The sequence below is a fragment of the Mycobacterium tuberculosis complex sp. N0072 genome, from assembly GCF_030323725.1.
Classification (GTDB): Bacteria; Actinomycetota; Actinomycetes; order Mycobacteriales; family Mycobacteriaceae; genus Mycobacterium; species Mycobacterium tuberculosis.
On the sequence record NZ_CP040689.1, the window covers coordinates 368,181 to 380,694 of the forward strand.

Consider the following 12,514-nt stretch of genomic DNA (forward strand, 5'->3'; position numbering starts at 1 on the left):
CGAGACAAGCCGGCGCAAGGATGGCGCACCAGTGGGCGTTCCCGCCAAGAAAAAACAGCAGCAGGGGGAGAGGTCACGAGAATCGATTCTCGACGCGACCGAACGCCTGATGGCGACCAAGGGCTACGCGGCGACCTCGATCAGCGACATCCGCGACGCGTGCGGGCTAGCACCCAGCTCTATTTACTGGCACTTCGGCTCCAAAGAGGGCGTGCTGGCCGCCATGATGGAGCGCGGCGCGCAGCGCTTCTTTGCCGCGATACCCACCTGGGATGAGGCCCATGGGCCCGTCGAGCAGCGATCCGAGCGCCAGCTGACCGAGCTGGTGAGCCTGCAGTCGCAGCATCCGGACTTCCTGCGCCTGTTCTACCTGCTGTCGATGGAACGAAGTCAGGATCCGGCGGTTGCCGCGGTGGTGCGCCGGGTCCGCAACACCGCGATCGCCCGATTTCGTGACAGCATCACGCACCTGCTGCCATCGGACATCCCGCCGGGCAAAGCCGATCTCGTCGTCGCGGAGCTGACCGCGTTCGCGGTTGCGCTGTCGGACGGCGTCTATTTCGCCGGCCACCTTGAACCGGACACGACCGACGTCGAGCGCATGTACCGGCGGCTGCGGCAAGCGCTCGAGGCCCTGATTCCCGTCCTCCTGGAGGAGACATGAACACCGGAACCGCCGTCATCACCGGGGCCAGCTCCGGCCTCGGGTTGCAGTGCGCCCGCGCCCTGCTACGTCGCGACGCATCGTGGCATGTGGTGTTGGCGGTGCGCGACCCGGCGCGCGGCCGTGCGGCCATGGAGGAATTGGGGGAGCCAAACCGGTGTTCGGTTCTCGAGGTGGACCTCGCGTCGGTGCGGTCCGTGCGCAGTTTCGTGGAAACCGTGCGGACCACGCCGCTGCCGCCGATTCGTGCCCTGGTGTGCAATGCCGGCCTGCAGGTGGTGTCGGGCATCGCGTTCACCGACGACGGTGTCGAGATGACGTTCGGGGTAAACCACTTGGGTCACTTTGCTTTAGTGACCGGGATTCTCGACTGGTTGGCCCGTCCGGCGCGCATCGTTGTCGTCAGCAGCGGCACGCACGACCCGAGCAAGCACACCGGAATGCCCGACCCTCGGTATACCTGCGCCGCCGACCTCGCGCACCCGCCCACCGATCAGAACACGCCGGCCGAAGGCCGCCGTCGATACACCACGTCCAAGCTGTGCAACGTGCTCTTCACCTACGAGCTCGACCGCCGCCTCGATCACGGAGAACAGGGCGTGATGGTCAACGCGTTCGACCCCGGCCTAATGCCGGGCTCCGGCTTGGCCCGCGACTATCCGCCGATCCTGCGACTGGCGTACCGTCTCCTGTCGCCGATGCTGCGCGTCCTTCCCTTCGTTCACAGCACCCGGGTCTCCGGCGAACACCTGGCGGCGCTGGCGGTCGATCCGCGGTTCGCGGGCGTGACGGGCCAATATTTCGCGGGCGCCAAGGCGATCCGGTCTTCCGCCGAGTCCTACGATCGGGCAAAGGCGCTCGACCTCTGGGAGACCAGTGAACGGCTGCTGGCCCAGGTGACATAGCTGCGCGTTATCCCCTAAAGAAACCCGCCAGGTTGGTGCCAAAGTTACCGATGCCGGAAAGGAACCCCGGCGTCGCGAGATCCAGCGCGCTGGCGTTCAACCAGCCCGAGATGGTGTTGCCCACGTTGGCGACACCCGATCCCAGCGCGCCGGTATTGAGGTAGCCCGACAGGCCGGCACCGGAGTTCACGAATCCCGATACGCTTCCGGCGCCGCTGTTGAAGAAGCCCGACGACGGGCCGCCAGTGAGGTTGAAGTAGCCGGGGGTCACCGGAATGCCCAACAGCGGCAGGCCGATCAGGCCCTGATAGTCGCCACTCACCAAGAAGCCGTTGCTGTAGCTGCCGGTAATGAACGCACCGGTGTCCACATCGCCCGTGTTCGCCACGCCCGTGTTGTAGTCACCGGTGTTGAGGTAGCCCGTGTTGCCACTGCCCGGGTTGAAGCCGCCGGTGTTGAAGCTGCCCGGGTTGAAGCTGCCGGTGTTGAGGTCCCCGGGGTTGAACACGCCCGTGTTGGTGCTGCCCGCGTTGCCGATGCCGGTGTTGAAGCCGCCCGAGTTCGCGAGACCGAAGTTGCCGGTGCCGGTGTTAAAGATGCCGACGTTGCCGGTGCCCGAGTTGAAGAACCCGATGTTTCCGCTGCCGGAGTTGAACAGCCCGATGTTGTTGCTGCCCGAGTTGAGGCTGCCGATCCCGATCTGGCCGTTGCCGGTGAGCCCGACGCCGATGTTGTTGTTACCGGTATTCGCGAAGCCGATGTTGTAGCTGCCGGTGTTGGCAAAGCCCAGGTTGTCGCTGCCGAAGTTCGCGAAGCCGATGTTGTAGCTGCCGGCGTTGCCAAAGCCCAGGTTGTCGTCGCCCAGATTTGCCAACCCGATGTTGTAGCTGCCCAGGTTCGCCAAGCCGATATCGAAGATCCCGGTGTTGGCGATGCCGATGTTGTTACCGCCGATGTTGACCCCGCCGAAGTTGAGGTCGCCGAGGTTGCCGATGCCCAGGTTGGAGTCGCCGGTATTAACGAAGCCGATGTTGACGCTGCCCAGGTTCCCGATGCCCGCGTTGAGGCCGCCCTGGTTTGCGACGCCGAAGTTCAGCGTCAGGTTGCCGGTGTTGTCGAGGAACAGGCCGGCCAGGTTGGCGCCGATGTTTGCGATGCCCGAGCCGAAGGCGGGCGTCGCGAGGTCCAGCGTGCTCGTGTTGTAGACGCCCGAGATGGTGTTGCCCAGGTTCGCCAGACCCGACTGCAGCGCGCCGAAATTCAGTAGGCCCGAATTGCCCAAGCCGCCGGCGTTAAAGAAGCCCGAATTGCCAGCGCCGAAGTTCCCGAAGCCCGACATGTTGCCGGCGCCGAAGTTCCCGAAGCCCGATACATGGCCGGCGCCGGTGTGGAAGAAACCCGACGACGGGCCGGTGGTCGAGTTGCCGAAACCCGGGGTACCACCGATGCTGATGCCGATGGGGATCGGGCCGAAGCCGCCGGTGCCAACCATGCTGATGGTTTGCTGAATGGGCGAATCGATGGCGATGACTTGATTGACATCGATCGTGATGGGGCCGATCATCTCGTTGACAAGCACCGCCGCAGGACCAAGCAAGACTCGTATCTGGAAACCGGGAATGGTGAAACTGTTTGGCGTGGTGGCGACGACGGTGCCGGTGATGGGTATGTCGATTGGAACACTCAAGTCGTAGCGGTAGGGGATTTCGGGAATGGTGATCGTTGTGGAAAGGCCAATCAACCCCTGGTAGTCACCTCGCCAGAAGAACCCGTTGCTGTAATTGCCGGAGATGAACGCGCCGGTGTTGACGTTGCCCGTGTTGGCCACACCCGTGTTGTAGTCACCCGCGTTGAAGTAGCCCGTGTTGTAGTCACCGGAGTTGAAGCTGCCGGTGTTGTGATCGCCGAGGTTGAAGCTGCCGGTATTGGTGCTGCCAGTGTTGAAGCTGCCGGTGTTGATGCTGCCGGTGTTGCCGACGCCGGTGTTGACGTTGCCCGGGTTGAACAGGCCCGTGTTGGTGCTGCCCGTGTTCCCGAGGCCGGTGTTGAAGCTGCCCGAGTTTGCGATGCCGAAGTTTGCGGTGCCGGTGTTTCCGATGCCCACGTTGCCGGTGCCCGAGTTGAAGAATCCTACGTTTCCGTCACCGGAGTTGAACAAGCCGATGTTGTGGCTGCCCGAGTTGAAGCTGCCGAACCCGATCTGACCGGTGCCGGTGAGCCCGATGCCGATATTGCCGCTACCGGTGTTGGCGAAGCCGATATTGGCACTGCCGGTGTTAGCAATGCCGATATGGTAGTTGCCCGAGTTGGCGAAGCCGACGCTGTAGTTGCCCAGGTTTGCCAAGCCAATGTTGTGGTTGCCCACGTTTGCGAAACCGACATTGAAGATTCCGGTGTTCCCGATCCCGAAGTTAGAGCCCCCGAGGTTTGCCAAGCCGACATTGAGGTTGCCGAGGCCGGCCAAGTCGAGGATCGTCGTGCCGGCGCCGCCCTGCAGCAGGCCGGCGATGTTTGCGAGGCCGGAGCCGAAGGCCGGCGTCCCGAGGTCCAGCGGGCTCGTGTTGTAGATACCCGAGATGGTGTTGCCCACATTCGCCACACCCGATCCCAACGCGCCGACGTTGAGCAAGCCCGAGACTCCTGAGGCTGCCGACGCAAGGTTCCACAGGCCCGATGTGTTGCCGCCGACGTTGCCGAACCCGGATGCGGTGCCGGCGCCGGTGTTGAAGAAGCCTGACGACGGGCTGGTGGTCGAGTTTCCGATGCCCGGCGCTGCCGGAATGTCGATGACCGGGATGGTGATGGGGCCGAGGCCGGCGGTGGCGCTGATGTTGATCGCGGTCGTGGGTCCGCCCACGGCGATCGCGAACGTGGGAACGCTGAGCACGAAGCTCGGGACAATGATGGGACCGATGTCCGGCTCGGTATGGATGTGAAAGCTAAACGCGAAGGATTCGAAGCCGATGATGGGGATAGTGAAATTGTCCACCACGAGGTCGGTGAAACTGCCGGTGATCGGTATGTCGATTGGGATATTGACGTCCAAGTGCGCCGGAATCTCCGGAATAGTCAGCGCGTAGGAGTAACCGATCAGGCCCTGGTAGTCGCCCCGCCACAAGATGCCGTTGCTGTAGTTGCCGGAGATGAAAGCGCCGGTGCTGACGTCGCCCGTATTCGCGATGCCGGTGTTGTAGTTCCCGGTGTTGAAGTGGCCGGTGTTGGTGTTACCCGCGTTGAAGCCGCCGGTGTTGAAGCTGCCGGTATTGAAATTGCCGGTGTTGAAGTTACCGGGGTTGAAGCCGCCGGTGTTGCCGTCGCCCGAGTTGAACAAGCCCGTGCTGGTGCTGCCCGAGTTGCCGATGCCGAAGTTTCCGGTGCCGGTGTTGCCGATGCCGAAGTTCCCGGTGCCCGAGTTAAAGAAGCCGATGTTTCCGTCGCCCGAGTTGAACAAGCCGATGTTTCCGCTGCCCGAGTTCAGAGCGCCGATCCCGATTTGGCCGGTACCGGTGAGCCCGATGCCGATATTGTTGCTGCCGGTGTTGGCAAAGCCGATATTGTTGCTGCCGGTGTTGGCAACGCCGATGTTGTAGCTGCCTAGGTTGGCAAAGCCCAGGTTGTCGTCGCCGAAGTTTCCGAAGCCGATGTTGTAGTTGCCCAGATTCGCCACGCCGACGTCAAAGATCCCGGTGTTGCCGAAGCCGGCGTTATTGCTGCCCAGGTTTGCCAGCCCAAGGTTCAGAGTCATCGTGCCCATACCGTCGCGCATGAGACCGGAGGCAAAGGCCGGCGTCACGAGGTCCAACGCGCTCGCGTTGTAGAAACCCGAGACGGTGTGACCCACGTTAGTCACACCCGACCCCAGCGCACCGACATTGAGATAACCCGAAATCCCTGAGGCACCGGCGACCACGTTCAAAAAGCCCGACGCGCTGCCCGCTCCGGAGTTGAAGAAGCCCGACGACGGACTAGTGGTCGAGTTGCCGAAGCCCGATGTCGCGGGAATGTCGATGATCGGGATGGTGATGGAGCCGATACCGGCGCTGGCGGTGATACCGATCGAGGTGGTGGGTCCGCCCACGGTGATCGCCGCCGTGGGCAAGGTGATATTGATGGTCGGGATGATGATGGGGGTGAAGTCGATATTATTTTCGGCAGCTACGATGCTGAAGCCCTGGAGGGTGACGACCCCGGCGTCGATGTTGATGGGTATATGTATCGGGATGTCGACGCCAAAGGTTAGGGCGATTTCGGGAATCGCTAGCGCCGCGTGCAAGCCAATGAGGCCCTGATAATTTCCACTCCACAAGAACCCGTTGCTGTAGCTGCCGGAGATGAAGGCGCCGGTGTCAACATCGCCGGTGTTTCCGAGTCCCGTGTTGTAGCTGCCTGGGTTGAAATCCCCGGTGTTGGAATCGCCCGGATTGAAGCTGCCGGTGTTGAAGCTGCCGGTGTTGCCGATACCGGTATTGACGTCGCCGGAGTTGAAGAAGCCGGTGTTGGTGCTGCCGGTGTTTCCAAGCCCGAAGTTTGCGGTGCCGGTGTTGCCGATGCCAACGTTTCCGTTGCCCGAGTTGAAAAAGCCGATGTTTCCGCTGCCCGAGTTGAACAAGCCGATGTTTCCGCTGCCAGAATTCAGGGAGCCGAACCCGATCTGGCCGTCGCCCGTGAGCCCAATGCCGATATTGTTGCTGCCGGTGTTCGCGAACCCGATATTGTTGCTGCCGGTGTTGGCGAAGCCCAGGTTGTCGTTGCCCAAGTTTCCGAAGCCGACGTTGTAGCTGCCGAGGTTTCCGAAGCCCAGGTTGTCATCGCCGAAGTTTCCGAAGCCGATGTTGTAACTGCCCAGATTTGCCAAACCGATGTCGAATATTCCGGTGTTTGCGCCGCCGATGTTGTTGCCACCGATATTGGCGCTGCCGAAGTTGGCGCTGCCGAGGTTTGCAAAGCCGATGTTGTAGTCGCCGAGGTTTGCAATGCCGACGTTGAGGGTGCCGTGGTTTGCCAAGCCCAGGTTGAGGACCATGGTGCCCGTGCTGTCGCGCAGCAGGCCGGCGATACTGGTGCTGATGTTGGCCAGGCCTGAATTGAAGGCCGGCGTCGCGAGGTCCGACGTGCTGGTGTTGTAGAACCCCGAGACGGTGGTGCCCACGTTCGCCAGACCTGATCCCAGGGCGCCGACGTTGAGGAGCCCCGACGCCCCCGAGGTCGCGGAGGCCAGGTTCCAAAAGCCCGAATTGGCGCCGCCGAAGTTGCCGAAGCCCGAGGCGCCGCCGGCGCCGGTATTGAAGAAACCTGACGACGGGTTGGTGGTCGAGTTTCCGAAACCTGGCGCCGCCGGGATACTGATGAGCGGGATCCTAATGGCGCCACCGCCAGTTATGGTGATCGCGGTATTCGGCCCTCCTATGGCGACTGTCGTCGTGGGGCCGACAACCGTGATGTTCGGAATGGTAATGGGGCCAAAGTGGGCTCGCTGGCCCGCTATTGACGAAAGGACGATATCGCCGGTGGGCGGAATCGTGACGCCCATAAGGGTGATGTTGCCGGCCGAGGCGGTGATCGGGATATCGATGGGAATATTCACGCCGAGGCTTATGGGGAGAGGCATATCGATCACCAGGTTGAGGCCGACCAGGCCCTGGTAATCGCCGCTTAAGAACAACCCGTTGCTGTAGTTTCCGGTGATGAAAGCCCCGGTGTCAACGTCGCCGGTGTTGGCGATGCCGGTGTTGTAGTTGCCAATGTTGAGGTAGCCGGTGTTGGTATTGCCCGGATTGAAGCCACCGGTGTTGAAGCTGCCGGTGTTGAAGCTACCGGTGTTGAAGCTGCCCGGGTTGAAGGCGCCCGTGTTGACGTCGCCGGAGTTGAATAGGCCGGTATTGGTGTTGCCGGTGTTTCCGATGCCAGTGTTGAAGCTGCCCGAGTTTGCGATGCCGAAGTTGCCGCTGCCGGAATTGAAGAATCCGATGTTGTTGCTGCCCGAGTTGAACAAGCCGATGTTTCCGCTGCCCGAGTTGAAGCTGCCGAACCCGATCTGTCCGTTGCCCGTGAGCCCGATGCCGACATTGTTGCTGCCCGTGTTCCCAAAGCCGACATTGTTGCTGCCGGTGTTCGCAAAGCCGATGTTGCCGCCGCCCGCGTTAGCGAAACCCAGATTGTCGTTGCCGACGTTGCCGAAGCCGATGTTGTAGCTGCCGAAGTTGCCGAAGCCCAGGTTGTCGTCGCCAAGGTTTCCGAAGCCGATGTTGTAGCTGCCCAGGTTCGCCAGGCCGACATCGAAGATTCCGGTGTTCCCGATGCCGACGTTGTTGTGGCCGATGGTGGCGCCGCCGAAGTTAAAGCCGCCGAGACTTGCGAAGCCCACGTTGAGGTTGCCGTGGTTGGCCAAGCCCAAGTTAATAGCCGCAGTACCCGCGCCGTCGCGCAGCAGGCCGGCAATATTGGTTCCGATATTTGCCAACCCGGAGTTAACGGCGGGCGTCGAGAGGTCCGACGTGCCCACGTTGTAGATACCCGAGATGGTGTTGCCCACATTCGCCACACCCGATCCCAGCGCGCCGACGTTGAGGAAGCCCGACATTCCCGACGTTGTGGAGACCAGGTTCATAAAGCCCGACGCGGCGCCCCCGAAGTTGCCGAAGCCCGAGGCGCTGCCAGCGCCGCTATTGAAGAAGCCCGACGACAGTCCGCCGGTCGAGTTGCCGAAGCCTGGAGTCGCTGGAATATGGATAATCGGGATGTTGATGGCGTCGACGCCCACAGTGGCGCCGATATTGATCGCGGTAGTGGGTCCACCCACCATGACCACAGGTGTGGGACCGGTTATCCGTATCACTGGGACGGTGAAGGGGTCGATATCGACGGGTCCGAAAAAAATAACAGTGACGGCTGTGTTCGGTGGAAGATCGAGCCCGCTGTATACGATGTCCGTGAAGCTGGCGGTGATCGGTATGTGAATCGGGATATTCACGTCGACGCTCACAATCGGGATTTCGGGAATGTCGACGCCGATGGCGAGGTCGATCAGACCCTGGTTGTCGCCCCGCCACAGAAGGCCGTTGCTGTGGTTGCCGGAGATGAAAGCGCCGGTGTTGATATTGCCGGTGTTCGCCATGCCGGTGTTGTAGTCGCCGGTGTTGAAGTAGCCGGTGTTGTAGTTACCTGCATTGAAGCCACCGGTGTTGACGCTGCCGGTGTTGACGCTGCCGGTGTTATAGCTGCCCGGGTTCAAGCTACCCGTGTTGAGGTCTCCGGAGTTGAACAAGCCCGTGTTGGTGCTGCCCGCGTTCCCGATGCCGAAGTTTCCGGCGCCCGAGTTTCCGATGCCCCAGTTTCCGGTGCCCGCGTTTCCTATCCCGAAGTTTCCGCTGCCCGAGTTGAACAATCCGATGTTTCCGTCACCCGAGTTGAACAAGCCGATATTGTGGCTGCCCGAGTTCAGGCTGCCGAACCCGATCTGGCCGCTGCCGGTGAGCCCGATCCCGATATTGTTGCTGCCGATATTCGCAAAACCGATATTGTTGTCACCCGTGTTCGCGAAGCCAAGATTATTGCTGCCGGTGTTCGCAAAGCCGATGTTGTAGCTGCCCGCGTGGGCGAAGCCCAGGTTGTCGCCGCCTAGATTGCCGAAGCCAATATTGTAGTCGCCCAGGTTTGCCAAGCCCACATTGAAGATTCCGGCGTTTGCACCGCCGACATTGTTGCCGCCGACGTTTGCCAACCCGAAGTTAAGGGTCATGGTGCCCACGCTGTGGTGCAGCAGGCCGGAGTTAAAGGCTGGCGTCGCCAGATTCGACGTGCTCGTGTTGTAGAGACCCGAGATGGTGTTGCCAACGTTAGCTACACCCGATCCCAGCGCGCCGACGTTCCCGAAGCCCGAAAGTCCCGAGGTTGCCGAGGCCAGGTTCCAAAAGCCCGAAGCGCCGCCGCCGAAGTTGCCGAAGCCCGAGGCGGTGCCGGCGCCAGCGTTGAAGAAGCCCGACGACGGGCTGGTGGTCGAGTTCCCGAAGCCCGGGGCCGCCGGAATCTTGATGAGCGGGATGCTGACGCCCCCCACCATGCCGGTGAGGTTGCCGTCGATCGTGGTGGTTGGTCCGCCCACGGTGATCGTCACCGTGGGAAGGGTGAGCGTGGATTGCGGGAGCTCGACCGGGCCGTAGTAAACAACGAAGGGAACAATGGATGTGAAGGGCAAACGCATGCCCGGAATCGTCATCACGCTTCCGGGCATGACCATCACCTGATGTATCGGCATGCTGAATAGCTGCGCGTTTATCGGAATGGCGGGAATCTCGAGGGCGATATCGGCACCGATCAGGCCTTGGTAGTCGCCCCGCCACAAGACGCCGTTGCTGTAGTTGCCGGCGATGAAGGCGCCGGTGTTGACGTTGCCGGTGTTGGCCACTCCAGTGTTGTAGTCGCCGGTGTTGAAGTAGCCGGTGTTGTAGTTACCTGCGTTGAAGCTGCCGGTGTTGTAGTTGCCGGTGTTGAAGTTCCCGGTGTTGTAGCTGCCCGGGTTGAAGCCGCCGGTGTTGACGTCGCCGGTGTTGAACCAGCCGGTGTTGGTGCTGCCCGTGTTGCCGAGGCCGAAGTTTCCGGTGCCGCTGTTTCCGATGCCGAAATTGCCGGTGCCCGAGTTGAACAACCCGACGTTTCCGCTGCCGGAGTTGAACAGGCCGATGTTGTGGCTGCCCGAGTTGAAGCTGCCGAACCCGATCTGTCCGTTGCCGGTGAGCCCGATGCCGACATTGTTGCTGCCCGTATTCCCAAAGCCGACATTGTTGCTGCCGGTGTTCGCAAAGCCGATGTTGTGGCCGCCCAGGTTGGCCAAACCCAGGTTGTCGCTGCCCAGGTTTGCAAAGCCGAGGTTGTAGCTGCCCAAATTGCCGAAGCCGACGTTGAACACGCCGACGTTTCCGTTGCCCACGTTGTTGGCGCCGACGTTTGCCAAGCCGAGATTGAAGCCCGCCGCGCTCGGGGGGCCGGCAGCGGCTGCCGCGGCGCTGGTCAGCCGCTCCGATAGGCCCGCCAGCTTCTTCAGCTGCTGGGTGAACGGCATCAACGCGGAGACGGCCGCCGACGCTCCAGCGTGATAGCCAACCATCGCGGCCACATCCTGGGCCCACATCCGCTCATAGGCGGCCTCGGTGGCCGCGATCGCCGGAGCGTTGAATCCCAGCAGATTCGAGCTCACCAGCGACACCAGCACGGCGCGGTTGGCCGCGACGATCGCCGGATGCACCGTCGCTGCCCGCGCCGCCTCGAACGTGGCCACGGCTACCCGTGCCTGAGCGGCGGCCTGCTCAGCCTGGGCCGTTGCCGAAATCAACCAGCCCAGGTAGGGGGCTACCGCGCGCGCCATCGCAACCGCCGCGGGGCCGCGCCACGCCGCATCCGCCAGGCCCGAGGTCACCGACCCAAACCACGACGCCGCCACCGCCAGTTCGTCGGCTAGTCCGTCCCAGGCCGCCGCGGCCGCCAACATCGGCCCCGATCCGGCCCCGAGATACATCCGTAACGAATTGACCTCGGGCGCCGACACCACGAAATCCATCCGTCATACCCGTTCGTCAGCTGGCCGTCGGAGGTACGTTCAGGCTAATCAATCGTCTACTACTCGACTAGCCCGTGAACGGGTGAAAAATGCTAGGACATTCACGTATTGGCCCGAGTGGGGCTGGTCGAGTATCAGGGGAAGCTTTATGGGGCAAAGTCAAGTTTGTGGTTCGTCGTATCGGGGCGATCCAACCGAGCACATGTTTAGTGCACCAGAACGACGGGCCGTGTATCGGGTGATCGCCGAACGCCGAGACATGCGCCGGTTCGTGCCCGGCGGTGTGGTGTCCGAGGATGTGCTGGCGCGGCTGTTGCACGCCGCACACGCCGCGCCCAGCGTCGGTCTGATGCAGCCATGGCGCTTTATCCGCATCACCGACGAGACACTCAAGCGACGCATCCACGCGCTCGTCGACGACGAACGCCTACTCACCGCCGAAGCCCTGGGAGCACGGGAAGAAGAATTCCTGGCGCTGAAGGTCGAGGGCATTCTCGACTGCGCCGAGCTGCTGGTGGTGGCGCTGTGCGACCGCAGAGGGTCCTACATCTTCGGCCGGCGCACCCTGCCCCAGATGGATCTGGCGTCGGTGTCGTGCGCCATCCAAAACCTGTGGCTGGCAGCGCGGTCCGAAGGCCTGGGCATGGGATGGGTGTCGCTGTTCGACCCACAACGTTTAGCGGCCCTGCTGGCGATGCCCGCCGACGCCGAACCGGTGGCCATCTTGTGCCTGGGGCCGGTGCCCGAGTTTCCGGACCGGCCCGCGCTGGAACTGGATGGCTGGGCCTACGCGCGGCCACTCGCGGAATTCGTCTCCGAAAACCGATGGAGTTATCCGTCGGCGCTGGCCACAGATCACCATCACGGCGAATAGGTCACGCCGACCGCGAGGTTGACGTATTCGGCCGGCACGTCAAAGGCCAGCGATCGCCGCGGCAAGCGGCTCAACACATCTTCACCGATAGTGGCCTTGAAGTGCAGCGCGAGCTGGCCGCTGAACTTCGGGTCGACATCGGCGACATCGAGATCGAGTTGCAGACCCGTCGGCGAGATTTCGGCGGTCGCGGCACCGGCCTGCGGCCCGTCCCAGCGCGCGTCGACGACCCGGCCGGCTAGCTTCGGCACCATCGACAGGGTTCCCAGCACCCGCTGTTCGGTGAACGCCAGCGCACCCACGTAGCTGGCGATGCTGTGCGATGCCCGCAGCCCCGGGATAACGCCGGTGAACCGCCTGGTGACGGCCACGTATTCGGCAAGGTAGATGAGTCCCTCAGCCTCAACCTGACAGCGTAGGTCAGCAGGCAGCCTGCCGAGACCAAACCACTTGCGAACAATGACAGCCATGAGGCCAGTATGGAGTCGTTTTGTCGGTGCCGCACCGATGCTGGTAGG

At 62.4% G+C, this 12,514-nt stretch carries 5 protein-coding genes; 3 read left to right on the top strand and 2 right to left on the bottom strand.

Features of this window, described 5'->3' with window-relative positions:
- The first annotated feature begins 31 nt into the window (after positions 1–31).
- Together FF952_RS01610 and FF952_RS01615 are read left to right on the top strand one after the other, a co-directional pair.
- Positions 32–664, top strand: a complete 633-nt coding sequence (locus tag FF952_RS01610) for a TetR/AcrR family transcriptional regulator (protein ID WP_003401571.1) — start codon at positions 32–34, stop codon at positions 662–664.
- A complete protein-coding gene (locus FF952_RS01615) occupies positions 661–1,569 on the top strand; it encodes a protochlorophyllide reductase (protein ID WP_003900117.1) in 909 nt (302 codons plus the stop codon). Before FF952_RS01610 ends, FF952_RS01615 begins: the two co-directional genes overlap by 4 nt.
- 7 nt (positions 1,570–1,576) lie before the next feature.
- Here FF952_RS01615 and FF952_RS01630 read toward each other — a convergent pair whose 3' ends face one another.
- Positions 1,577–11,122: a PPE domain-containing protein gene (locus tag FF952_RS01630; protein ID WP_003904382.1), complete on the bottom strand. Its 9,546-nt coding sequence runs from the start codon at positions 11,120–11,122 to the stop codon at positions 1,577–1,579.
- A 202-nt stretch (positions 11,123–11,324) separates the two neighbouring features.
- On the opposite strand from FF952_RS01630, the gene bluB reads away from it, so the two are divergent.
- The gene (bluB, locus tag FF952_RS01635; protein ID WP_003401584.1) at positions 11,325–11,996 is read left to right on the top strand and encodes a 5,6-dimethylbenzimidazole synthase; all 672 of its coding nucleotides are present in this window, start codon (positions 11,325–11,327) and stop codon (positions 11,994–11,996) included.
- Here bluB and FF952_RS01640 read toward each other — a convergent pair.
- The gene (locus FF952_RS01640; RefSeq protein ID WP_003401589.1) at positions 11,984–12,466 is read right to left on the bottom strand and encodes a hypothetical protein; all 483 of its coding nucleotides are present in this window, start codon (positions 12,464–12,466) and stop codon (positions 11,984–11,986) included. The two genes, bluB and FF952_RS01640, sit on opposite strands and share 13 nt — an antisense overlap.
- Positions 12,467–12,514 lie beyond the last annotated feature (48 nt).